At 72.8% G+C, this 23642-nt stretch carries 16 protein-coding genes and 3 pseudogenes; 12 read left to right on the forward strand and 7 right to left on the reverse strand.

Going from position 1 to position 23642, the window contains the following annotated elements:
* Positions 1-705 precede the first annotated feature (705 nt).
* The gene (locus tag BLS56_RS12735) at positions 706-1848 is read left to right on the forward strand and encodes an RES domain-containing protein (protein WP_091450222.1); all 1143 of its coding nucleotides are present in this window, start codon (positions 706-708) and stop codon (positions 1846-1848) included.
* 5 nt (positions 1849-1853) lie between these two features.
* Here BLS56_RS12735 and BLS56_RS12740 read toward each other — a convergent pair whose 3' ends face one another.
* Positions 1854-2579 carry a helix-turn-helix transcriptional regulator gene (locus tag BLS56_RS12740; protein WP_175482798.1) on the reverse strand — a complete coding sequence of 242 codons (726 nt, stop codon included), beginning with the start codon at positions 2577-2579 and terminating at the stop codon, positions 1854-1856.
* Between the two features lie 303 nt (positions 2580-2882).
* Between BLS56_RS12740 and grpE the strand changes: the two genes are divergently transcribed.
* Genes grpE through BLS56_RS12775 form a run of 7 tightly spaced genes read left to right on the forward strand, consistent with a single transcriptional unit; the run spans position 2883 to position 13204 of the window.
* Complete coding sequence (gene grpE, locus BLS56_RS12745; protein WP_228771591.1) at positions 2883-3536, forward strand: nucleotide exchange factor GrpE; 654 nt, start codon at positions 2883-2885, stop codon at positions 3534-3536.
* Complete coding sequence (locus tag BLS56_RS12750) at positions 3529-5199, forward strand: Hsp70 family protein (protein WP_091450225.1); 1671 nt, start codon at positions 3529-3531, stop codon at positions 5197-5199. Before grpE ends, BLS56_RS12750 begins: the two co-directional genes overlap by 8 nt.
* Entirely contained in the window at positions 5199-7835 is a 2637-nt protein-coding gene (locus BLS56_RS12755; protein ID WP_091450226.1) for a fibronectin type III domain-containing protein, read from the forward strand. Before BLS56_RS12750 ends, BLS56_RS12755 begins: the two co-directional genes overlap by 1 nt.
* Entirely contained in the window at positions 7835-9034 is a 1200-nt protein-coding gene (locus tag BLS56_RS12760; protein ID WP_091450227.1) for a TRAFAC clade GTPase domain-containing protein, read from the forward strand. The genes BLS56_RS12755 and BLS56_RS12760 overlap by 1 nt, the downstream gene beginning before the upstream one ends.
* Positions 9031-11436 (forward strand): GTPase-associated protein 1-related protein, encoded by a 2406-nt coding sequence (locus tag BLS56_RS12765; RefSeq protein WP_091450228.1) that lies wholly within the window; start codon positions 9031-9033, stop codon positions 11434-11436. Before BLS56_RS12760 ends, BLS56_RS12765 begins: the two co-directional genes overlap by 4 nt.
* A 2-nt stretch (positions 11437-11438) precedes the next feature.
* A complete protein-coding gene (locus BLS56_RS12770) occupies positions 11439-13013 on the forward strand; it encodes a TRAFAC clade GTPase domain-containing protein (protein WP_228771592.1) in 1575 nt (524 codons plus the stop codon).
* Entirely contained in the window at positions 13010-13204 is a 195-nt protein-coding gene (locus tag BLS56_RS12775) for a hypothetical protein (protein WP_091450229.1), read from the forward strand. Before BLS56_RS12770 ends, BLS56_RS12775 begins: the two co-directional genes overlap by 4 nt.
* Here the strand turns inward: BLS56_RS12775 and BLS56_RS12780 are convergent.
* The 5 genes and pseudogenes from BLS56_RS12780 to BLS56_RS30600 form a co-directional block, all read right to left on the reverse strand.
* The gene (locus tag BLS56_RS12780; protein WP_091450230.1) at positions 13185-13850 is read right to left on the reverse strand and encodes an RES family NAD+ phosphorylase; all 666 of its coding nucleotides are present in this window, start codon (positions 13848-13850) and stop codon (positions 13185-13187) included. The genes BLS56_RS12775 and BLS56_RS12780 overlap by 20 nt on opposite strands.
* 2 nt (positions 13851-13852) lie before the next feature.
* The gene (locus BLS56_RS12785) at positions 13853-14518 is read right to left on the reverse strand and encodes a hypothetical protein (RefSeq protein ID WP_091450231.1); all 666 of its coding nucleotides are present in this window, start codon (positions 14516-14518) and stop codon (positions 13853-13855) included.
* A 1-nt stretch (position 14519) separates the two neighbouring features.
* Positions 14520-16115, reverse strand: coding sequence for an Hsp70 family protein (locus tag BLS56_RS12790; RefSeq protein ID WP_091450232.1), 1596 nt, complete (start codon positions 16113-16115; stop codon positions 14520-14522).
* Between the two features lie 16 nt (positions 16116-16131).
* Positions 16132-19833 (reverse strand): CHAT domain-containing protein, encoded by a 3702-nt coding sequence (locus BLS56_RS12795; protein WP_091450233.1) that lies wholly within the window; start codon positions 19831-19833, stop codon positions 16132-16134.
* 85 nt (positions 19834-19918) lie between these two features.
* Positions 19919-20044: pseudogene (locus tag BLS56_RS30600) on the reverse strand (two-component system response regulator); the annotation flags it as partial.
* Positions 20045-20573: 529 nt separating this feature from the next.
* Here BLS56_RS30600 and BLS56_RS12805 point away from each other — a divergent pair.
* The 3 genes and pseudogenes from BLS56_RS12805 to BLS56_RS12815 form a co-directional block, all read left to right on the forward strand.
* A pseudogene (locus BLS56_RS12805) lies at positions 20574-20789 on the forward strand (tripartite tricarboxylate transporter substrate binding protein); the annotation flags it as partial.
* Positions 20790-21005: pseudogene (locus BLS56_RS12810) on the forward strand (tripartite tricarboxylate transporter permease); the annotation flags it as partial.
* An 87-nt stretch (positions 21006-21092) separates the two neighbouring features.
* Positions 21093-22157 carry an NADH:flavin oxidoreductase/NADH oxidase gene (locus BLS56_RS12815; RefSeq protein WP_091450235.1) on the forward strand — a complete coding sequence of 355 codons (1065 nt, stop codon included), beginning with the start codon at positions 21093-21095 and terminating at the stop codon, positions 22155-22157.
* A 110-nt stretch (positions 22158-22267) separates the two neighbouring features.
* On the opposite strand, the gene BLS56_RS12820 is transcribed toward BLS56_RS12815, so the two are convergent.
* Positions 22268-22453, reverse strand: a complete 186-nt coding sequence (locus BLS56_RS12820) for a DUF3073 domain-containing protein (RefSeq protein WP_091450236.1) — start codon at positions 22451-22453, stop codon at positions 22268-22270.
* Positions 22454-22648: 195 nt separating this feature from the next.
* Here BLS56_RS12820 and BLS56_RS12825 point away from each other — a divergent pair, with 195 nt between their 5' ends.
* Positions 22649-23542 (forward strand): hypothetical protein, encoded by an 894-nt coding sequence (locus tag BLS56_RS12825; RefSeq protein WP_091450413.1) that lies wholly within the window; start codon positions 22649-22651, stop codon positions 23540-23542.
* Positions 23543-23642 lie beyond the last annotated feature (100 nt).

The following is a 23642-nucleotide window of genomic DNA, read 5'->3' on the forward strand; positions in this document are numbered from 1 at the left end:
CGGCCAACTTCCCGCTGATCGTCCGAGCTGATGATCGCGAGTTATCCACAGCCCGAGCGCCCCCTCTTCCCCCCGCTGACCTGCGCCGATAGACTGGAGCAGGGCCCGGCCCCAGGGTGGGCGGGGTTTGTTGTGGGGGCTGTGGGCAGGCAATTGAAGGCTTTTCGCGGGCATGGTGCGGCCTGCCGCACCTGACAGTCATCCGCCAACGGAGCCAACCCTGCCTGGAGTTCGACGGGGTGGACCAGCGCACCGGCTCCTTCTGTCAACCGGACCCAAAGCTGCCAGGTGCTCGGAGGGCGGAGCAAGGAGGATGACCGCTCTCTGCCAGCCAGGCCCGGTCCTTCCAGGTGCCAGATGGTGGAGCAGGGAGCAAACCCGCCTTCCTGCCAGGCCGAATCGAGGCTCGCCCGGTGCTCGATGGGGTGGAGTGGTTTCTTTGGGGGTGAAGGAAGATCCCTGAACTTGCCGTGGTCGTGGGGCCGAAGGCTCCCCACCCGTCTTTTCCACGACGGGATCTTCCTTCGTAGGGGCCCCGAAGAAACCACTCCACCCCAGCGAGCAGACAAGACCCGAGCAGAGCCCCCGGGAAACCATCGAGCAACACTCACCCACCGAGATCCAGCCCTGGCAGGTTCCTCTCGATCGCCAGCGCGCACCCCTGACCGCACGCCAGACTGGAGGCAGGGCGGGTGAGGAGGCAGTGTGTCCGGTCAGCGGCGGCGACCCGCGCGGTTCTTGGTTCCCGCGGGAAGCCTGCTTTGGCGGGTGCACCCGCGCGACCGAGGTGTTGACGAGTTCGATGTCGTCGGGCCGCGGGCGATGCGGTTCGACAGTCTTGATGGAGGCTACAGCTGGCTCTACGCCTCGGAATCCGAGGTCACGGCGCTCGCTGAGTGGTTCTTTCCGCACACCTCCCGCAATGGAGGTGGGGTGTTGACGGTGCGCCGCCGGGAGGTGGCGGGGATGCAAGTTTCGGCGCTGCGGGTGAGCCGGGATATCGCGGTGGTCTCGTTGCTGTCCGACCGCGACCTCGCCGCGGCGGGGGTGGACCCGGTGGCGGTCACCGATGGGCCGGAAGGGTTTGTGGGCAGCCGGAAGCACGCCGCCACCCTGCATCGGGAGCTGCCGGAGGCCGCGGGCATCGTCTGGGCGTCAACCGAGAATCTTCCGCGGCGGACGTTCCTGCTGTTCGGCGACCGGGTTCCGGCGGGCGTGCTGCGGCCGGTGCCGGAATTGGGCCGCGACCTTGACGACCCGGCGGGGGCCGCGTGGCTCACTGAGACTTTGGCGCCGCTGCGGGCCAGGGTTGCCGCGCCGAAAGGTGAGGGGCCGCTGGTGTTCGTCAACTATCGCAGCTCTGACGCGCACACCGCCGCCGTGTTGCTCGACAAAACGTTGGCCGCGCGGCTGGGGCCGGACGCGGTGTTCCGGGACACCCGCTCGATGACGCCGGGCACGGTTTATCCGCCGCACCTGATGGCGAAAGTGCGGGCAGCGGAGGTGCTGCTCGTCGTCGTCGGGCCGCGGTGGGAGACGGCGGTCGACGCGAGAACCGGGAAACCGCATCTGGACGACCCGCACGACTGGGTGCGGGTCGAGATCGAGGCCGCGCTGGCGGGCCGGGCGAAAATCATTCCGGTGTTGGTGGGGGCGCGGGGGACGTTGGCCGTCGACGCGCTGCCGCCGAGTCTCGCCGCGCTGGCGGATCGGCAATTCGCGCAGTTGCAGCACGGGTTCGCCGAATACGCCGAAAGCTCGGTGACGACCGTGGTCGACCACATTCTGCGCACCACACCGGCACTCGCCGCCGCTGCGCGCGCCTGGACGCGGAAATCCGCCGGATGACCGGATCAGATCCAGCCGCGCTTCGCCGCGGCCACCCCGGCGGCGAACCGGCTGTCCACGCCCAGCGCCCCGTAGATCGCCTTCACGTGCCTGCGGACGGTCGTCGTGCTCATGTTCAGCTTCCGCGCGATCGTGTCGTCACTGCCGACCACCATCAGTTCGAGGACCTGCCGCCGCACGGGGGTGAGGACTTCCGCGCCGCGGTCGGCGAGGGGGACCGTGAGGGTGGCCGAGTCGGACCAGAGCAGGTCGAACCAGTCGGCGAGCATCGACAGCAGCGGCTCGGACCGCACCAGCAGCGCGGTGTCGCCGGACCGGTCGGTGCTGACCAGGGCGATCGCGTCGTCCACGTGCAGCATCCGCACCGGCAGGGTCTGGCGCAGCCGGACCTCGCCAGCGCCAACGGGTCCAGGGTCGCGCTGGCCGATCTGGTAGATCGTCTGGTAGCGCGCGCCGCCGGTGGGCGCCGCGCCGCGGCGGGACTTGGGGCGCAGCGGCGAGCGGCCCGTCTCGGTGCCGCGGAAGCGCCGCCGCGCGGCCGAACGCAGTTCCGCGGCCCGGGTGGCGACCTCGGCCGGGTCGTCCAGGGCCAGCACGCCCTCGACCATGGTCGGCCCGCCCGCCGAGCCGGGCAGCATGGCCCGCACCCGGTCCCAGGTCGCGCACACCTTCTGCTGCCCAGCCCGCTGACCTGAGCCAGGGCTGACCAGAGCGGCGTGGGTGTCGTCCACGGCGCTGCTCCTTTCGACGCGACGCGGTGAGAATCCGCGTTCATCCTGGTATTCGGGGGTGGGGCGGACCAACGTGACAGTGGCCGGACGATTTCCGCGCCGCGATACTTTTCCGCCTGGCCGGGGGATACCACAAGACGCGCCCGGGTGGAAGGAATTCGGCTCCGGCCGGCAGGTTGCCGTCATCGACCCGGGGGTGGCCTTGACTGTCAGCTACAACTGGGAAAGCTCTGCCACGCCCGTGGTGGCGAGTTCCCCTCCGACGGCGGAAATCGAGAGGCCGGTGTCCGAGAAGTGTCTGATGTGGACGGATCAATCGATGTCGCGCCGCCCGACGCGGCTGCCGAGAAGGTGAGCGCGCCCGATTCCACAACCGGCGACAGCGCCAATAGCCAGGCCGAAGACAAGCCGGACAACAGTGCCAGCGAGCAGGCCGCCGACAAAGCTGACGACAAAGCCGACGACCTGGCCGCCGCGCTCGCCGAGGCGGCCCGCGCCTACCACCTGCGCGCCGAGGCCAGGGAGCGCGTGATCGACAACCTGCACGCCGAGGTCGAGCGGCTGCGCGTCGGCGAGCGGAACCTGCTGCTGCGGCCGGTGATCGTGGACCTGCAGAAGCTGCGCGACGACCTGGCCCGCCAGGCCGCCGGGCTGCCGGAGCAGGTGACCCGCGCGCAGATGGCCGACCTGCTCGACTCGTTCGCGCTGAGCGTCGAGCAGGCCCTCGAACGCTGCGGGACCGTGCCGGTGCGGCCAGAGGTGGGCGACTCGTTCTCCGCCCGCGCGCACCGCGCGGTCAAGGTCGTCGCCGCCGCGTCGGCCGAAGAGGACGGCACGGTCGCCGCGGTCGTCGCCGACGGCTACCTCGACACCCGAACCGATCGCGTCACCACCCCGGCGCGGGTCCATGTGCGGCGCTGGACGCCGCCAGCCGAACCGGAGAGCACCGATGTCTGAGACGAATCTGCGGGTGTTCGGCATCGACCTGGGCACCACCTACTCGGCCATCTCCTATGTGGACGAGACCGGCAGGCCCAGCGTGTGCCGCAACACCGAGAGCCTGGAGACCACCCCGTCGGTGGTGTTCTTCGAGAACGAGTCCAACGTGGTCGTCGGCTCGGTGGCGAAGAACTCGGCGGTGACGAACCCGGACCGGGTGGTGTCGCTGATCAAGCGGGAGATGGGCGCCGACGCGCCGCGCATCTTCGACGGCAAGACGCACACCCCGGAGTCGATCTCCGCGCTGATCCTCAAGCAGTTGGCGCAGGACGCGGCCGAGCACACCGGTTCCGAGGTCAAGCAGGTCGTGATCACCGTGCCCGCGTACTTCGGGATGCTGGAGCGGGACGCGACGAAGAACGCCGGGAAGATCGCCGGGCTGGACGTGATCGGCATCGTGCCCGAGCCGGTCGCCGCCGCCTTGCACTATGACGCGACCACCGAGGGCGGCGAGCGCACGATCCTGGTCTACGACCTCGGGGGCGGCACGTTCGACACCACGGTCATCCGGGTCACGGCGAACGAGATCACCGTGCTGTGCACCGACGGCGACGACCACCTCGGCGGCGCGGACTGGGACGCGCGGCTGCGCGAGCACCTGCTCACCCAGTTCGCGCAGCAGGTGCCGCCGGAGGTCGACGTCGAGGACGACGAGGAGTTCCTGCAGGCGCTGGCGACGATCTCCGAGGAGACCAAGAAGCAGCTTTCCCGGCTGGAGTCGCGGCCGGTGGCGCTGCGCGGCGCGGGCGCGTCGGCGCGCGTCGATGTCACCCGCGCGCAGTTCGAGGACCTGACCAAGGACCTGCTGGACAAGACCATCGACATCGTGCGGCGCACCCTGGCGACGCTGGCCGAGAAGAGCCCCGGCACGACGATCGACGACGTGCTGCTGGTCGGCGGCTCGTCGAGTATGCCCGCGGTGGCGCGGCGGCTGAGCGCGGAGTTCGGCTGGACGCCGAAGCTGCACGACCCGCACCTGGCCGTGACCAAGGGGGCCGCCCTGTTCGCGCTCGGCCGGGTCGTGCACCGCGAGGTGGACGAGGCGCGCGCGCAGGCGGGCAGCCCCGCCGACGCGGAAACCCTGGTGGCCGAGGCGGTCGACACGGTCGCCGCCCGCACCGGCATCACCTCGGCCCGGTTGCAGGGCCTGGTGAAGGAAACGCACAACGTGCTGCCGAAGGCGTTCGGCGTGAAGCTGATCGACACCACCTCGCCGGGGTGGCGCAGCGAGCCGACCCGCGAGTACGTCGAGCACCTGGTGCACGCCAACGACACGCTGCCCACCGACGACCGCACGCTGACCGCGTACACCGTCGAGCCGGACCAGACCGCGGTGGAGATCGAGCTGTACGAGCAGTCCGGGGTGGTCGCCGGGCGCGAGCTGAGCGAGAACAAGCCGCTCACCGAGGGCCGGGGCGCGATCGACGGCCTGCCGCCGCTGCCGGAGGGCGCGCCGATCGACATCGTGATGCGGGTGGACGACGAGGGCCTGCTCGACCTGTCCGCCACCGAGCGCGGCACCGGCAAGACGCTGCGAATCCAGGTCAGGGTGAGCGTGCTCAGCGCCGAACAGGTCGAGGAAGCCACGCGCACGGTGTCCGGGTTGACGGTCACCGGCTGATGCCGCCGTTCGACCCGAGGGCCTACGAGGACGCGGTGGTCAAGCCGCTGCGCAGGCGCTCGGTGCGCGACCTGCCCGACGAGCTGGTGTCCCGGTACGCCGTCGACCTGGGCATGTCGGACGCGGAGATCGTCGCCCGGCTGGCCGAAGTCCGGTCGCACTGGAACAAGAGCGCCGCGTCGACCGGGAAAGCGGCCTCGGTCAAGGCGATCTACAAGGCGTTCCTGGCCGAGGACCTGGCCCTGCGCGGCGAGCACGGCGACCGGATGCACACGGTCGCCTGGTGGCGGGCGCGTGCCGCCGAGCGGGCCGGGGCGCGCCAAGGCGAGGTCGACGCGCTCGCGGCGACGCTGCGCGCGCACTTCGGCGTGCTCGGCCTGGTCGCAGCCGGGCAGCTGGCCGCGACCATGCGGGCCACCTCGTCGTCGCTGGCTCCGGACGAGGTCGACCAGGCGCTGGCCGCGGCGAACGTCCGGCGGGAAGTCCCGGTGGAGCTGCCGAAGGCCAGTGGCTTGCAGGACACGGTGTACAGGACGCTGCGGGCCCGGCTCGGGGACGCCCGGGTCGGCAGCGTTGTCGAGCTGCTGCACGGGCCGCCCACCGGTATGCGGCTGCTGCGGCCGGACCGGGTCGTGCCCGTGCACGGCCTGACCCCGGCCGCGGTGGCCGATGCCGTCGAACGGGCGAACCGGCGCTCCGGCGAGCAGGCCGCGCGGGAGGCGCTGGGCATCCTCAACACCGCCGCCCGCGCCGGGGTCGACCTGCGTGCCCTGGCGCTGTTCCACCTGCTCGAAGACGTCCGGCAGGCCAGGGCGGACGGCGTGCCGGACGGGGTGCTGGTGCAGCGGCTGCGCGCGTCCGGGCTGGCCGACGACGAGGCGCGGCTGGCCGTGTTCAGCGTGCTGAACGAGACTGTGCGCGCGCCGGTCGGCGGGCTGGCCGGGGTCACCGAACTGCTCGCCTCGGGCAAGCTCATCGCGGCGCGGCAGGCGCTGGTGACGGTGTCGGACGCCACCGACGCCGCCGCCGCGCGGGCCGCCGTCGACCAGCAGGCCGAGCAGGTGCGCCAGTTGCGCGCGCTGGCCCAGGACGCGCTGGCCGCCGGGGACGAGGGCGCGGCGGCGCACCACCTGCGGCAGGCCGTCGCACTCGCCGGTGACGACGACGAGCTGGCCGCGCAGGTCCTGCGCGTTCCGCTGCCGCCGGTGGCCGAGGTGTCCGCGCGGGTCGACGGGCTCGGCGCGCGGGTGTCCTGGCGGGCGCCCGCGACGCACCCGGACGACACGGTCTACCGGGTGGTCCGCCAGGCAGGCCGCGCGCCCGGCGACCCCGACGACGGCTCTGTGGTGCGGGAGGCCGCTGGCGGTTCGGTGTGCGTCGACGCCAAAGCCCCCGCGGGCGCGGTCGGGTACGCGGTGTTCGCGCGGGTCGAGGGCGGCGCGTGGTCGAAAGCGGCGACGACGACCGTGGACCTTTTGCCTGCCGCACACGACATACAACTGTCCTCTGTGGATGGAAAGGTGGACGCCCAGTGGCAGGTCCACCCGGACGCGGTCGCGGTGGAGGTGCGCCGCGACGGGGCCGATAACCCCGTGCGCCTGGGCGGCAAGACGTCGTTTGTCGACCGGCCGGGCAGCGGGGATCACGTCTACACCTTCGCCGTGGCCTACCGCGGCGCGGACGGGGCGCTGCTGTGGTCGGCGAAAACGTCGGCCCGCGCGGGAAACCGAGGCCGTGCGCGGGCGGTGTCCGCGCTGAGGATCACCGCCGTGCCCAGCGACGCGGGCGCCCGGGTGGCGATCACCTGGCGGCACACGGAAGGCGTCGAAGTCACCGTGCGGCGGGCGGACCGGCCCGCGCCGTGGGCGTTCGGCGCGGTCGTGACCGCGGCGGCGGTGGACGGGCACGGTGAGCCGGTGCGCGGCGCGGTCGCCGACCGCGGCGAGTGGCGCACCCTCACCGCGGACGTGCCGGTCGGGCGGTTCTTCTACGTCCCGTTCACCCACGGCCCGGCGGGCATGATCCGCGGGCACGAGGACGTGCTGGGCGTCGCGCCGCCCGTCGCCGACCTGCGCTGCGAACGGCTCGGGCCCGATGTCGTCGTGTCCTGGACGTGGCCCGCGAACACCGGCACCGCGGACGTGCGGTGGACCGGCGGCTTCCGGCGGATCACCCGGCACGAGTACCAGAGCGAGGGCGGCTGCCGCGTCCACTGTGGAACCGGCGCGGTCACGATCGCCGTCTCCGGTGTCGTCCCGACCCCCGGCGGTGATTCGGTGTCCGCGCCGGTCGAACTCACGCTCGGCGCGCGCCCGCCCGCGGTCGCCTACACCGTCTCGCTTGCCCGCAGGCCGCTGGTCGGCGGCGGCACGGTCCGCGTCCGGCTTACCGCGGACCAGGAAATCCCCGACTGCACGGTCCTCGTCGTCGCCGCCCCCGGCCTGGTGATGCCGCTGCGCGCCGACCAAGGCCAAGTGCTGCTGCGGCAAACCCAAGACCTGCCCGCTGGCGACCCGGTCGACCTGGTCGCCGACTTGCCCAAGCTGCGCAAGCCGTTCTGGGTCCGCTGTTTCCTCGATGAGGGCGCCGCCGCGCGCCTGGTCGACCCGCCCACTCGGCAGATGAAGGTGTCCTGATGCCGATAGTCGCCTGTCCCTACTGCTACCACCGCATCGACTCGAAGCGACTGCTGTTCCAGTGCACCGGCCGCCGCGCGGCGGGCACGCGCGACCGCTGCGTGAAGCGGCTTGACGAGGACCGGCGCAGGCTCACCGGCTACAGCGCCGACTCCTGGCCGACGTTCGCCGCGGAGAACCCGGGCCTGGCCGTCGCGCCGTGCCCGAAGTGCCAGGTGGATTCCGGGGTGCGGGCGTGCCCGGTGTGCCACACGCCGCTGCCCGCGAACTTCGCCGACAGCCGGTCCCCGCTGATCGGCATCGTCGGCGGCAAGAACGCCGGGAAGACGGTCTACACGACCGTGCTGGCCCACGAGTTGCGGCACAAGATCCGCCGCCGGTTCAGCGCCGACATCTGGTTCGCAGGCGACCAGCAGGGCGGCGACGGCTCGGTCAGCGACTGGCTGGCCAAGTACGAGGCGGCCCTGTTCGAGGACAGCAAGCTGTTCGAGTCCACGATGAGCGCCGCCGACGGGATCAAGGTGCCGCTGGTGCTCCAGTGGCGGCAGGAGCGCCGCAGCCTCGGGCGGAAAGTCCTCAACACCACCACCCTGTCGTTCTACGACGCGGCGGGCGAGGACATGACGAGCCAGGAGTTCGTCAACGCGCAGGCGTACCTCGCCGCCGCCGACGGGCTGATCGTGCTGCTCGACCCGTTCCAGCTCGCGGGCGCGCGGGACCGGATCGCCGTGCCGGACGCGGGCAGGCGCGACGCGGAGCAGCCGGTCAACGTGCTGCACCGGGTCACGGACCTGCTGCGGACCACGCACGGCGTGCGCGGGCGGGCCAAGATCGACGTGCCGCTGGCGGTGGTGTTCTCCAAGATCGACGCGTTCTACCCGATGCTCGGCGACGACCACCCGCTGCTGCGGCAGTCGCCGCAGGGCCCGCACTACGACGAGGCCATCGGCCGCGACACCGACGACCACCTGCGCGCGCTGCTCGATGACCTCGGCGCGGACGACATCGACGCGCATTTACGCGCGCACTACAAGCGGTTCCGCTATTTCGCCGTGTCCTCGCTGGGCGCGGAGCCCGACTACGACCGGAAGCTGATCGGCGCGGGCGGGGTCCGGCCGTTCCGGGTGGACGAGCCGCTGCTGTGGCTGCTCAGCCTGTTCAAGATCATCGACAAGGTCGTGAGCAAGGCGGCGACATGACCGAGCCACGGTTTCGGTCGCTCTACTACACCGATTGCCTTCCCGGGCAAGGGTTGCGCGGCGGCGCGGGCTTCCAGTTCCAGGCCGTGTCGCCGGGCGTGGGGCACGAGACGATGACGTTCGTCCAGCGGTCCTCGCTGTACGAGGCGCCGGTCGAGTGGATGCGCGCGCAGCGGCCCGTCGCCGACTACCCGCCGTCGCTCACCCACGTCCACGACGCCGCGGCGGGCTATGTGACCGCCCGCGGCGTCTACCTCGGCGCTGAGGCAAACGGTGTGCGCGAAGGAAACCAGTTCACCCACGCCTTGGCCACCGGCGACGCCCGCGCCTACGGCCAGACCCGGCCCGCCCAGCTCTGGGACGCGCCGTGGTGGGTCGAGCGGCCCGCGCCGGGCACGGTGTGCGACCCGGTCGACGCCGAGCCCGAGCCGGGGCCGTGGGGGGTCGACGCGATCCGGGAATGGGTGCTGGGCCGACCCGACGCAGAAGCCTGGCTGACAGCCGTGGCCTCGGCGTTCGACCGGCTCGACGGCGCGGACCGCAAGCGGGTGCTGTTCGTCGGCGCGGACCCGGCCGCCGTGCTGGGCTGGATCGCGGCGGGCACGCTGCTGCTGCCGCAGGAACGCGCGCTGCGGGTCGGTTTCCGCGTGTACGCGACGAATCCGAACTTCAGCAGGCAGGACGTGCTCGCCGTGCACCCGGACTGGGCGGGCGCGCTGGGCGATCCGGCCCGCAACCGCGAGCACGTGGTGTTCAACCTCGACACCGGCGTGCGCTCGGACGTCGAGCCGACCCCGGCCGCGCGGCACTGGGCGCCGCGGTTCCTGCGCGCGGACCCCTACGACCTGCTCGACGCCGTGGAGTTGGCGCACCAGTTCGCGGGCGAGCACCAGCCGACCGCGGCGGACCGGGTGGTCGCCGGGGTCGTCGTGCTCGGCGATCCGGTCGCCCCGGCCGAGACCGCCGCGCTGGCCGACTGGCTCGCCGCCCGGCCGTGGGTGTCCACAGAGGACGTCGCGGACCCGGTGGCGCGGATGGTGGTCGACGCCGGGCCGGACCTGGCCGGGTGGCGGGTGCTCGACGCGGCGATGGCCGCGCACGCCGACGGCGCGCTGGCCGAGCCGGTGCGGCTGGGGCTGCTGCGGGCGGAGTTGGCCGAGGTGCGCGCGGGCCGGGACCCGGTGGCCGGGTCGCCCGCGCTCACCACCCGGCGGGCCGCGGGCGCGGTCGAGTTGATCGAAAGCGAGTTCGCGGTGGTCCCCGGCGCGCGCGTGGGCGCCGTGCTGCGGCTGGCCGCGCGCTTCGGTCTCGTACCGCGCCTGGACCGGGTGCGCGACGGGGTGCACCGGTTCGCCCAGTGGTGGGCCGACCATCCGGACGCGGCCGTCGAGCCGGACCGCTGGCCGCTGCGGGACGCGCTGGTCGACCAGTTGCGCGACGAACTGGCGCTGCGGCTCACCGACGCCCGCGCCGCCGGCGTCGAGTCGGCGGTGCGCCGCACGTGGTGGCGGCTGCTGCTGCCCACCGCGACCGACCCGAGGATGCCGCTCGACGCGGTGGTCACCGCGGCCGCCTTCGCCGCCGGAGAGCGCGGGGTGGTGGCGGACGTCGTCGGCCGGGCGCGCGGGCTGCCGCAGCCGGAAGCCTCGGACGTGGCGTGGAAAGCGCTGTTCCGGCACGCGCGGCCCACCGCGGCCGACCTGGCCAAGTTCTTCGCCGGGCTCCCGCTCGGCCGGATCGGGGAGACCGCGGCCACCGGCGTGCACCAAGCCCTGGCCGACACGGTGATCACGGCCGCTGAACTGGACCTGCTCGCGGTCCTCGCCGGCCAGGGCTGGGAACCCCGGCAGCCTGCCCTGCGCTGCCTCCAGCACGACGACAGCGTGCTGCGGTCCTGGCTGGCCGCCCTGCCGAACCTGCCCAAGACCCCGGGCGCGGTCCTGGGCGAACTCGACCCGAAGGTGCTGGAAATCCGGGCCCGGACCCTGGCCGCCGCTCTCCTCGACCGGCTGCCGCCCGCCACGGCGGCGGCCGTGCTCAAGAGCGCGAAGTCCGGGCCGCAGGAGGCGCTGCTCGACGCGCTGATGGCCGCGTGGGGGCAGCCGCGCTCCGGTCCGCACGCGGTGGCGCTGAGCTACGTGTGCGCGATGGTGGCGACCGACCGCGCCGCCGAGCGGTTCGAGGTTAAAGCGGGGCCGTGGATTCGCGCCGCCGGGTCGGATTCGCTCGCGGTCGTAGAGGTTGACCTGACCGCCTGCGGCGGCGACTGGGTCGCGCAGTGGCGCGCCTACGTGGCGGCCGCGCGGGCGATCCGCCGCAAGCACGCCAAACCCGCCCCGAAACCGGCCGCGGAGCCGAAGAAGCCCGGCCGGTTCTTCGGCAGACGCGGCGACAGGAGCTGACCGTGCAGATCATCGGGGCCTTGCTCGGCCTGCTCTTCGTGCTCTGGCTCGCCGCGATGCTTTTCGGACTCGCGATGAGCGTCGTGGTGACCATCGCGCCGGTCATGTTCCTGGTGGGGATGCTGGCCGCGTTCGGGGTCGCGCTGCTGGCCCTCGCGGGCGCGCGCGGGCGGCGGCCGCTCACCGTCGGGCCGGACGATGTGCGGGCGGGGCTGGGGAAAGCGCGCGTCGCGCCGCAGGCGGACCGCCCCGACCCGGCGTGGCCGGTGTACTTCGTCGGGCAGTGGCGGATCGACCTGGTCACCGTCGCCCAACAGACCTGGCGGGACCTGGGCTGGGCCTGGCGGTGGCTGCGGGACAAGCTGCGCTACCGCGGCGGCCCGGCCGCCGTGATCGGCATCGTGGCGTACCCGCTGCTCACGATCGCCAGCGGCGGCGCGCTGCTGGGGCTCGTCCTGGTGCTGGTCCTGTGCGGGACGCTGCTGGCCCTGGCCTGGCTGGGCTGGCTGTTGGTCGTTCTCGTCGCCGGGAGCGTCGACCGGGGAGTGCGCGCGCTGCGCAAGGCGGAAAGCAGCTGCCCGACGTGCTTCCACGTCGCCAAGATCCCCGCGTTCCCCTGCGGGAACTGCGGTGAGACCCACTACGACCTGCGGCCGGGCAAGCTCGGCGCGCTGTGGCGGCGGTGCGCCTGCGGCGCCCGCCTGCCGACGACGGTGCTGCGCGCGGCGGCTCGGCTGACCGCGACCTGCCCGTCCTGCGGCGGGCCGCTGCGACCGGGCGCGGGGGTGCTCACCGACCTGCGGCTCCCGGTGTTCGGGCCGGTGTCGGCGGGCAAGACGCGGCTGGTCTACGCGGCCATGCTCGCGTTGCGCGACCAGGCTTCCGCGCGCGGCGCCGCCCTCGACTTCGTGGACGACCACAGCCGCGAGGTGTTCGACCGGGGCGCGGCGCTGATCAGCAGCGGCGGCGACACGGTGAAAACGCCCGCGGGCGCGCCATCCGCCGCGATCACACTGCGGTTCACCCGCGCCAGGCGCCGCGTGCTGCTGCACCTGTTCGACGCCCCCGGCGAGTCGTTCAGCGACCGCGACGAGAACACCGAACTGGAGTTCCTCGACCACGCGCAGGGCCTGGTGTTCGTGGTCGACCCGTTCTCCGTGCGCTGGGTGCGCGACCAGCTCACCGGGCCCGACGACAAGCACCTTGTGCGCGCCAACCCGGCCCGCGACGACCCGGAGCAGACCTACCACCTGACCGTGCGGCGGCTGCGGGACTTCCGCGTCGACACCGGCAAGCGGCGGCTCGCCGTCGTCGTGGTCAAGGCTGACCTGCTCGACGACCTGCCCGCGGGCGAGGGGCTGCGGCCCGGCCGGGTGAAGCGCTGGCTGGAGGACGCAGGCCTGGACAACCTGGTCCTCGCCGCAGAACGCGACTTCGCCGAGGTCCGCTTCTTCGTCGTCGCGTCCCTGGCCGACCGCGGCACGCCCCGCTCGCCAGCGCACCCGTTCGCCTGGCTGATGGCCCGCTCCGGCTTCGCACTGCTGCCGGTCGACGATCAGGTTGAGGAGAGCGTGTGAGTCCTTCCGAGATTCCGCCGCCGCCGGGCACCACCGCGTACCGGTGGGTGCTGTTCGGGGTGGTCGTGGTGCTCGCCGTCCTGTTCGTGCTCGTGACCGGGTACGTCGTGGCCGACCTCGGCACCACGTTCTCCGCCGCGGGGATCGCGGGTATGGCGTCCGGTCTTTCCGTCACCCGCCCCCGGTCCTAGCGCGTGGTGGCATCACCCGCGCGCCCTGGCTGACGAGCAGCGCGTTCAGCCACAGCGCGCCGCACTCGTCGTCAAGGTCGAGGCTGAACAGCGGGTCCGGGTCGAACACCGCGCCGTCCACCCGGTCGCCGAACAAGACGACCAGGCGGTGCCCCGGGGCCCGGCGCGGCGGCCACAGCAGGCCGTGCGCGGTCGGGGCCTGCTCGCGCAGCCAGGTCGCCCAGCGGCGCAGCCGGGGCGAGTCGCTTTCCGCGCTGACGACGAGCCACGCGTTCTGGCCGACGGCGGCGAGGTCGGGGCCGTCGCAGAGGCTGACCAGATCCAGTTCGCGGACGGTGGACAGGGCGCTGATCCGCCTGCCCGCCACCGCGACCCGCCGGACCGTCCGGAAAGCCTTGTCGTCAAGGGGAACGCCGTGCAGCAGGGTTTCCGCGATGATCGCCGCCGCGTCGGTTCCGCCGCGGTGAGTGGGATACGGGTCGTGCGGCGCGCCCTCGAAGCGGGCGCCCGTGAACCGCTTGGCGGGCGGGCTGAAGTCCGTGGGCCGCTGCTTCTTCCCGTGGATGCGCCACAGGACGGTGTCCTCGGGCAGCGGGCGCCGCCGGGGGGCGCCGGTGTACGCGGCGGGCGGGTCGTGGTCGGGCACCGTCAGGCCTCCGCTCGTTCGCCGTTGGCGACGTCGATCAGCAGTTGGGCGTCGACCTCGCCCAGCAGGTCCGCCGGGGGCGCGGGCAGCCAGGCGTGCGCGCCGAGCCACCAGTCCGCCGCGCCCCAGGGGTCGTCGGCCGAGCCGAGGACGCGGTTGACCGCCCGCACGGTGTCCAGCGGCGCCCCATCGGCGTCGAACTGGAACGCGGGCCACTGCCCGGCGCCGTCGGCCCGCTCCAGCCGGATCAGGTCGGCCGGGTCGAGGGCGGGATCGAGTGCCGTGTCCTCGACGGCGTCTGCGGCGAGCAGCCACGCCGTCGCGCCCGCCGCCACCTCGGCCATGGTCGGCGGCGGATCTGGCAGCAGCGCCCGCAGAGCAGCGCCAAGCTCAAGGGATTCGCGCAGCCGGGCCGGGTCGCCGAACAGGTTCCCGGCGAGCCGGTGCTCGGTCTCCCCGAGCGCCATGCGGAACGGGTGGTCGCGGTCGAGGGCGTCGCTGAGCAGCAGCGCGATCTCCTCGCCCGCCGCGGCCTGGTCGTCGGGCAGCGCGGCGCGGGTGTAAGCCTCGACGTGCTCGGTCAGCTCGGCGAACCGCTGCTCGTCGAGCCGGGTCCGCAGGTCGTCCCAGGTGTCGACCAGTGTCCGCAGCGCCCGGTGCAGTCCCATGTCAGCCGCTCACCTCGTGCCGCGCGATGCCCGCCCGCGCCTTGTCGACCGCGGACTGGTCCCAGCCGCCGAGCCGCAGTTCGAACTGGACCCGCGCGCCGGAATCGGGCTCGACGGCGGTCACGGTGAGCGTGCCGGTCTCGGACATGGCGAAGGTGACGTCGAAGGTCGCCCCCGCCGGTCGCGCGGGCAGCCGGGTGAGCAGGCCGCTGCCCACTCTCGCGTTGTCCTCCACCGCTTCGGACAGCTCCGGCCCGACCTGCTCCCACACCTCGACCTCGACCATCCGCTGGTTGCGGATTGAGGTGGAGAACGGGAACGGGCCGCTGTCGGCGGGCAGCGCCGTGTTGGCGTGCAGCAGGTGCACGATCATCTGCCGGGCGCGCAGCGGGTCGGTCAGCGCCAGCGGGTCGCGCGCGTCGATGGCCTTGACGCCGAACGAGCGCGGCACCACCGTGCGCACCTTCTTCGCCGCCAGCCCGGCTGCCCGCTCGGCGCTGATCCCGAGCCGTTCGCCCGCGGTGGCGCTGTCGAACCGCTTGGTCACCGCGTACAGCGCCGCGCCCTTGGCCACGGCGAGGTCCGGTTCGATCATCCGGGGGGCGGTGTCGAACCGCTTCGCCAGCCGCTCGCGCACCGCGGGCGTCCGGCTCATCCCGCCGACCAGCAGCACCTCGTCGAAACTGGTCACGCCCTTGGCCGCGGCCTCGGTGACGGCCCGCTCGACCACGGCCATCATCCGCTCCAGCAACGGTTCGGTCAGTTTCGCCAACCCTGCCCGAGTCAGCTCGACGGTGGCCGACGCGCCGCGGAACCGCAGCGTGACCGAGCGGGAGTCGCGCCCGCTCAACGCGATCTTGGTTTCCTCCGCGAGTCCGATGAGTTCGTCCTGGAAGAGCGCGTCGGCGGTCGGGTCCAGGCGCGGGTGGCGCGCGGTGAACTCGGCGACGAGGTGGTCGGCGATCGCGGTGTCCCAGTCGGCCCCGCCGAGCGCGGTGTCGCCCTCGGTGCACACGGTGGTCACCTCGTCGCCGGAGACCGTGAGCACGCTGGTGTCGAAGGTGCCGCCGCCGAGGTCGCACACCAGCAGGGTGCGCGCCCCGGCGAGCGCTTCGAGTTCCTGGTAGTACAGGGCGGCGGCCACCGGCTCGGCCAGCACGTCGAGCACGGTCAGGCCCGCGATCTCGCCCGCCCGCAGCGTCGCCGCCCGCGCGGCGACGCCGAAGTCCGCTGGCACGGTGATCACGGCCTCGCGCACGTCGAGCCCGGCGCCTTCCCTGGCCGCGCGGACGAGTTCGCGCAGCACCAGCGCGGAAAGCTCCTCCGGCTGGTATTCGCGGTCGTGGTAGACGCGCGGCTTGTGGTCCGGCTCGCCCATGTCGCGTTTGAACAGCTTGGCGACCAGGTGCGGCGCGAGCACCGCGGCGTTCTTCGCCGTGACGCCGACCGTGGCCTGCTCCGGCCGCTCGAAGTAGATCACCGACGGCATGGTGTCCTGGCCCGCCGCTGTGGCCACCATGACCGGCTTGCCCGAGACGTCCACATAGGACAGACAGGAGTGGGTGGTGCCCAGATCGATGCCGAACGTCTTTTCCACGTAATGCCTTTCTCCCTCAGCGGCCCTGGTAGGTGAACGCGGCCCACGCGGCGACGTCGGTCGGGTCGCAGTGCGGCAGTTCCTCGGCGAGCTTGGGGTTCATCGTCGGCGGCACCCGGCGCGCGGCGTCGAGCAGCCACAGCTGCGCGGCCCGCAGCGCGGTCGCCGGATCGTCGTAGCCGCGGTTGAGGTAGTGGTGGAACATCGTCATCAGCAGCGCGGTCGGCACGTCCGGCACCGGCCACCGGGAGCCGACCACCCCAGCCGCCCCCGCGGCCAGGAACGTGCTCGCCAGGCTCAGCGGCTCGTCATGTCCAGAGCGGCCCACGTGCCCGGTCACGTCGCTCGCGCACGCCGCCAGCACCACCAGCGCCCCCGGCGCGTTCGCAGGCCGGTCCCGCGCGTCGGCGATCAGGTCGCGCACCCGCAGCGCGCTCTGCCCGCCCAGTTCCAGATACGACTCGACCGGCGGCACGGCCTGGTGCGCGTGGCAGCCGAAGTGCACCAGCGACGGCCCCGGCGGGCGCAGCACCTCCCGCACCACCTTCGCCACGGCCTTGCGCGGATGCCGCCGCCGGTCCCGGGCGCCCAGGTAGACCCCGTGCGGGTAGAAGTTCGCGTGCAGCGTCTCGGTTTCCTGCGACGACCAGAACAGCCGCGACGACGCCACCCGCACCACAGCGGGCGCCTCGGTCCAGTCCCGCGCGCCCCGCGCGGCCGCCGCGACGAACTGCCGCGCCGAGGCCGCGTAGGAGATCACCGCGTCCTCGCAGGCGTAGCGGTGCCCGCCGGTCACCCGCCGCCGCGCCGCGTGCCACGGCACCGACGCCAGCGCCCCCACCGGAACCAGCACCAGCCGCTTCGGCCGCGGCCCGAAGCCGACCAGGCCTGCTATCGCCGCCGGCCACGCCCAGTCGGCGAGCGCGGCCACCGCCGCCCGCAGCGGCCCGGCGTCCGCGGCCGGGTCGGCGTACAGCGGCGCCAGGGCCGCCTCGAACGCGGCCACCAGCGGCTCGTGCCCGCGCGCGGAAATCGGGCTAGCGGTGACGGTTCCGTCCCGGTGCACCAGCACGGCGGTCGCGTCGACCCGCTCGCCCGCGGGCAGCAGGTAAACCAGCGCGTCGCACTCCGACCGGTCCACCGCGGCGGCGATCTCGGCGATTGTGGGCGCGGAGAACAGCTTCTCCCGCTCCGGCGTCCCGTCCAGCGCCACCAGCACTTCCCGGCGGAGGTCGTTCGGCACCCGGGCGGGCGCGATCGCGTCCGCACTGTCCGAAAAGGACTGAGCCCAGCGTTCTGCCAAGTCGTGCTCACCGCGAGCGCGGAGCAGATCGGGCACGTCCCGCTCCGAGTTCGCCGCGTGCAGGGCCATCGCCCGCCCGATCTCCAGCGCCAGCACCGTTTCCGGCAGCCGCTCGGCCACCAGACCCCACCTGGCCACCTCGACCGCATCCCCGGTGGCCCGGACCGCCTTGTCCCACGCGTACCGGGTGTCGCTCTGCAACAGCACATCCGCCGACCGCTCGGCCAATGCCTCCAACCCCACCGCGACGGCCCGGTCCCGGTCGCCGAGCGCGGCGTCCGCGCGCTGGAAGTAGCTGTCGCCCAGGGCTTTGAGCACATCGCCGCCGTGCCAGACGCCCGGCTCCGCGCGGATCAGCCGCCGGGCCTGCTCATACCGGTGAATCGCCAACGACAGGTCGTTCCGCCGCCCGCTCAGCGTGTACCGCATCCCCAGCGTGTTCCCGCTCATCTCCAGGACCTCGATGCGCTGCTGCGGCCGGAGATCCACGTTCTCGGCGAGCGGCCCCAGCAACGCCACCGCCTGGTCGATCAACCGCCGGTCGCGGGTCATCATCCCCTTGCCCGACAACGCCAGCGCCTGCCGCACGGTGTGCGTGTAGTGCCGCATCGCCGGGGGCATACCCGGGTCCGGGGGACGCGCCAGCACCGCGTCCGCGCCCGCGAGGAAGGCGCTCAGGTCGGCCTTGCGCGGGTCGAATCCGCCGCCCAGCGCGGCCATCATGCCGACGGTCTCCAGGGCCTCATCGATCGTCTTCCCCGCCGGGGTGTCCGCCCCGGCCTGGTCGCGCAGGGCCACCAGGTCGCCGAGCACGGCGGTGATCGCGGCCGGGTCCGTCATCACCGGTTCCTGGGTCCAGCGCGCCGCCAGGGACAGCATGGGCAGGGTGCCGTTGACCAGGTCCGCCGCGGCCCGCCCGCGTGGACCGAGATCGGCGGTGTCCACCGGCCTTTCCGGCGGCGTGGCGAGTTCGACGGCCCGGTCCCGCTGTTCCAGATTCTGGCCGTGCATGTTCTTGAGCAGCAGCAGCGACCCGATCGCCGGGTCGATGAGCCCACGCAGGCCGTGCTCGGCGGGCAACTGGGCGGCGGCCTCGCTCAGCAGCGTGGCCAGTTCGCTCACCCGGGTGGTGTCTCCCGCCCCGAGGGCGACCAAGCCGTCGGCCATCGTCGCGATGATCCGCGCTTTCACGTCCGCGTCCGCGCCCGCCCGCTCGTCGGCCGCCGCGGCGAGCAGGGCGTCCCGCGCGGCGGCCACCTCATCGGGGGCGCCGTTGAAACTCGCGGTGAGCAACGCGGACAGCGCCCGCCGCAGCGCCAACTCGGCCCGGGTCTCGTCGTCGGCGGGCAGTCTGGCCAGCAGCGCGTCCAGCGCCGAGATCTCGGCCTCTGTCTCGTCGTTGCCTTCCGCCGAACCCGCGCTCGCCACCATCTTGGTCACCGCGCGCAGCAACTCCGTGCCACGGGGGAGCCGGTCGGCGACCTCGGTCGTGGCGCGCAGCACCTCGGCGAACGCGTTCGCGGGCAACTCGCCCCCGGACTCCTGAACGGTCAGCAGCAGGGACAGCACGGATCGCACGGCGGCGCGTTCGGCGTCAGACAGGTCCTCGTCGGTCTCGACCTCGGCGATTCCTGCCCGGACCAGCTCGGGTGAGGCCCGCTCCAGCGGGCTGTCGCCCTGCCGGATGGCGCTGAGCAACGCGCGGGACGCCACGGGCACGGCGTGCCCCTGGGCCGCCAGGTCGCCGAGCCAGTCGTCAAGCGCGCCGGCGTGCTCCCGCACCTTGTCGACGTCCTGGCCGCGCGAGGCCAGCTCGAAGCCCACCAGCGCCCGGATAGGCCGCAGCCGCTCGTTCAGCGCGTGATCGTCCACGGCGAGCAAGGCGTCCAGTTCCGCGACGACGGCGGCGCCTTCGTCGCGGTCGATGGTCTCGTTGCCGCCGTCGAGGAAGAAGCGCGTCGCCTTCGCCATGGTCGACCAGAGTTGGTTGGCCAGAGCCAGTTCCGCGAAGTCCGGGTCGTCGGGGTCGATTCCCGCGCGGCCGATGGCCAGCTCGGCGAGCGCTTCGGTGAAGTCGGCTGTCTGGTCGGTGTCGCTCGGCCGCGCGATGGTCCACCGGGTGAGGGCGACGCCGAGGTCGTGGCCGACCGCCCAGCGGCCTTCGTCGCCCGCGAACCAGGTGTCCCGGGCGGCGCGCAGCAGGGCGACGGCGGCTTCGAGGTCGGCCAGGCCGTTTCCCTCGACGCGCAGCAGCAGCGCGGCGCCGAGCCGGTGGCGCAGGACCGGCAGGAGGTCGTCGGCCGGGTCCGCGGCGTCCAGGGCGGCGAAACCGGCCTCGATCGCGGCGACCGGCTCGGCCACCAGCGCCTCGACCGCGGCGGCCACCGGGTCGGCGGGGTGCCGGTCGCCCGCCATCGCCGCACCTCACCCCTACGATCACTTGGGCAAACGAGCATATCGGCGGTGGCCGGCCTGGTCACTGACAGCAACCTGTCGTTGACTACCGCTGGTCCGCTGTGCGCCGGTAGCGGCGCTCGGGCCTGCCCCCGCCGTAGCGGAGGCGGACCTCGGCTTGGCCGGTCCGCACGAAGTGCTCCAGGTAGCGGCGGGCGCTGACCCGGGAAAGCTGGGCAGTTGGCGTGCCAGCGAGCCGAAGCCAGCTTGGCGATCTTCCTTCTCCCCCGAAGAAACCACTCCACCCCATCGAGCACCTGGCGGCTTCGGGCGCGGTTGGCAGGTGGGCGGGTGTTGTCCTGCTCCCGACGAACAACTGGCAGCTTCGGGTGCGGTTGGCAGGTGGGTGGGTTCGTTGTCCCGCTCCGGTCGAGCACCTGGTAGGGGCAGGTTTGGTTGGCAGGTGCTTGGGCTCGCTCCTCCGCAGTGCGACTGGAAGTGGCTTTACCTGGTGAAGCTGAATAGTGGCAGGTCCGGTTCGTAGGCCTGCCCTTGCCCGATTCGGTGCGTGCCCACTCGGAACAGGTTTTTCTCGGGGGCGGTGAACGCCAGTTCGGTGAAGCCTTGTTCGGAGAACCACTGTCGGATCGTTGTGCTGCGGTCGATCTTGGTTTCTCGGGCGCGGGTCCAGATGACGATGCCGTTGTCGGCCAGCAGGGTTGGCAGGGCCTTGATGGTTCGGGAGACGTCGGCGTCTGTCAGGTTACGCCTTGGCCTTCGGGGTGTCGGGCATCGGCGAGTACCGGGACCAGATCCAGGCCGGTGAGCTGCGCGTGCTGGCGGTGACCGGCCGTGCCCGCATCCCAGGGGTGGACGCGCCGACGCTGCGGGAGGCCGGGGTGGACGTCGAGTTCACCAACTGGCGCGGCGTCGTCGCCCCGCCCGGGATCGGCGACGGCGACCGGGACCGGCTGGTCCGCTTCGGCCTGCCGGTGCTGCCCGCGGTGCTGGGCGTGATCCTCGGCCCGGCCGCCGAGCAGCAGATGCGGCGGGCGCTGCAACTGTCAGACGGCGCGCTGTCCGGGCTGGTCAACACCACGTTCTCGGTGGTCGTCTACGTGGTTGTCGCCGCGATCCTGCTCTGGCCGCTGGTGCGGCGGGTCAAGCGCGTCCCGGAACGCGAGAAGGTCTGAGAAGGTCGCGGCATAGCGGAACAACGGGGAGCGGGCGGGCGCTGAGGTGGTTCGTTGAGTCACGAACCATGTCATCGGAGGAACCCTATGAGCCTGCTGTTCAGTCCGCTGACTCTGCGGTCGGTCACCCTGCCCAACCGGGTGGCGGTGAGCCCGATGTGCCAGTACTCGGCCACCGACGGGCTGCCCGACCACTGGCACCTGGTGCACCTCGGCTCCCGCGCCGCGGGCGGCGCGGGCCTGGTGATCGCCGAGGCCAGCGCCGTCGAGCCGATCGGGCGGATCTCGCCGGACGACACGGGCATCTGGTCGCCCGCGCACGTCGACGCGTGGCGCCCGGTCACCGCGTTCATCAAGGCCCAGGGCGCGGTGCCGGGCGTCCAGCTCGCGCACGCGGGCCGCAAGGCGTCGACCTACAGCCCGTTCGCCGCCGGTAAGCACGGTGTGCCCGACGAGGACGGCGGCTGGACCCCGGTTGGCCCGACCAGCGAGCCGTTCATCCCCGAGTACCGCACCCCGAAAGCGCTTGCGCCCACGGAGATCGAGGCGCTGGTGGAGACCTGGGCCCAGGCCGCGCGGCACGCGGTCGAGGCGGGCTTCGAGGTCGTGGAGGTGCACGCGGCGCACGGCTACCTGCTGCACGAGTTCCTGTCGCCGCTGACCAACACCCGCACGGACTCTTACGGCGGTGACTTCGCGGGTAGGACGCGCTTTCCGGTCGCCGTTGTCCGCGCTGTCCGGGCGGCGGTAGGCGAGGACGTGCCGGTGCTGGTGCGGATCTCGGCGACCGACTGGACCGAAGGCGGCCTGACCGTGGACGACTCGGTGGAGATCGCCCGCGCGTTCGCCGAGGCGGGCGCGGACCTGGTCGACGTGTCCAGCGGCGGGAACGTGGCGCACGCCACAATCGTCACCGGACCCGGTTACCAGGTGCCCTTCGCCGACGCGATCCGCCGCAAGGCCGAGGTCGCCACCGGAGCCGTCGGCGAGATCGCCGACGCGCACCAGGCCGAGCGAATCCTCAGCGAAGGATCAGCGGACCTGGTGCTGGTGGGGCGTGAACTGCTGCGCGACCCGTACTGGCCGTTGCGCGCGGCAGCCACACTCGGTGCGGAAGCCGCCCCGCCGGTCCAGTACGCGCGAGCGTTCTGAGCCGGGCCGTGAAGGCCACCCCGCGAGTGTCCGCGGGGTGGCCTTCACGGCGTACGGAGGGGGTGTGCGGCGTTGTGGGCCCAGCGCCAGGTGCGGCACTGGGCCCGGGTTCATCGCCGGTAGTCGTCGTACTCGTCCTCGGACGAGTCGTCGAAGCGGTCACCGCTGTCGTGACCTTCGTCGGACTTCCCGCCCGACAGCTCGCGCTGCAGTGCGTCGAAGTCCGTGTGGTGTGAGCTGTACTTGAGCTCCCGGGCCACCTTCGTCTGCTTGGCCTTAGCTCGGCCGCGCCCCATGGCTCGACCCCCTCGCACAGTGACGGGGCGGCCGGGGGAACGGCGGCCCCGTAGATGTCGACAGTTGATTCCTGCTAACTACCGTACCGTGCCGAAGGGGTTCGATGCGACGCGGCACGGTGTGCAGAACCTGACATCGGCAAGAACACCTCGCCCGAGCGACCGTGCTGCCGTCGTCCGTGAAAGCATGTGCGCGTGCCTCGTCCGTTCGTCGCCTACCTGCGGGTGTACGAACCGTTGTCGTCCTTCGAGGAGCCCCTGGCAGGCCTCCTGCGCGGCGCCGTCGAGGCGGGTGGCCTCGACCGCGCCGACGTCACGGCCCGGGAACGCGAAGTGTGGCTCAAGTCACAGTTGTACGCGCCGCCCTCGACCCTCCCCGGTGAGCTTCCCGACGGCCGCCCCGCGCCCAGCTCACTGCGCGACATCCTGGTGATCGACGCCGCCGAGGTCCCCACCGACCAGGCGGAGGTGGGTCCGGGGCCGCTGGTGTGCCCGCTGGACCTGCGCGCCCGCTCGGCGGCGGCCATGGTCGGCTTCCTGGCCGCGTCGTCGCCCACGCTGCGCGCCGAGGTGCTGCTGTCCCAGACCCCGGAGAACGTGCGTCAGAAGGCGACCAGCGTCCTGGCGGACCTCCCCAGTGGCGCCGTCCACGTGGTCTCCACCACCTGGACCGTCCCCCTCCCCTGGTTCTCCCTGGTCGACCCGGCCCACCGCCACGTCGTCACAGCCACCCGCGACGACCCCCACCGCCAGGTCTACTGGCGAGTCGCGATGGGCGACGCCCGCCGCCGGGTGGAACGCGCCCGCACCCTGGCCATGCAAACCTTCGGCGAAGTAGGTCCCACCAAGGTCCTGGCGGACACCGCCCGCTGGCTGGCCAACTTCGACGACCGCTCCGCGGTGGAACTCGACTACGGCGGCCTGGTCCAACTCCTGGACGACAAAGAACTGGTCGAGGACACCTCAGCAGAAGACGTCCACGCCATCCTCGACGCCATAGAAGCTTCCGACCCCACCCAGGTAGGCACCCGCTTCGAACGCCTCCGCTCCTTCTGGGGCGACCTGGCCAACCGCGAACAGGCCAACTAACCAGCCAGCCTGACTCAGCGGTGACCTGGCGCCTGCCGAAGCCAGCGAACCCCGGCCGACAAATCACCCGGCCAACGAACCACCCCCGGCCAACGACCCC

Source organism: Actinokineospora iranica (assembly GCF_900101685.1).
Taxonomy (GTDB): domain Bacteria; phylum Actinomycetota; class Actinomycetes; order Mycobacteriales; family Pseudonocardiaceae; genus Actinokineospora; species Actinokineospora iranica.

Coding starts and splice junctions, on each gene's coding strand:
- BLS56_RS12750 (WP_091450225.1), top strand. CDS start 3,529: ATGTCTGAGACGAATCTGCGGGTGTTCGGCATCGACCTGGGCACCACC.
- BLS56_RS12755 (WP_091450226.1), top strand. CDS start 5,199: ATGCCGCCGTTCGACCCGAGGGCCTACGAGGACGCGGTGGTCAAGCCG.
- BLS56_RS12760 (WP_091450227.1), top strand. CDS start 7,835: ATGCCGATAGTCGCCTGTCCCTACTGCTACCACCGCATCGACTCGAAG.
- BLS56_RS12765 (WP_091450228.1), top strand. CDS start 9,031: ATGACCGAGCCACGGTTTCGGTCGCTCTACTACACCGATTGCCTTCCC.
- BLS56_RS12785 (WP_091450231.1), bottom strand. CDS start 14,518: ATGGGACTGCACCGGGCGCTGCGGACACTGGTCGACACCTGGGACGAC.
- BLS56_RS12795 (WP_091450233.1), bottom strand. CDS start 19,833: ATGGCGGGCGACCGGCACCCCGCCGACCCGGTGGCCGCCGCGGTCGAG.
- BLS56_RS12815 (WP_091450235.1), top strand. CDS start 21,093: ATGAGCCTGCTGTTCAGTCCGCTGACTCTGCGGTCGGTCACCCTGCCC.
- BLS56_RS12820 (WP_091450236.1), bottom strand. CDS start 22,453: ATGGGGCGCGGCCGAGCTAAGGCCAAGCAGACGAAGGTGGCCCGGGAG.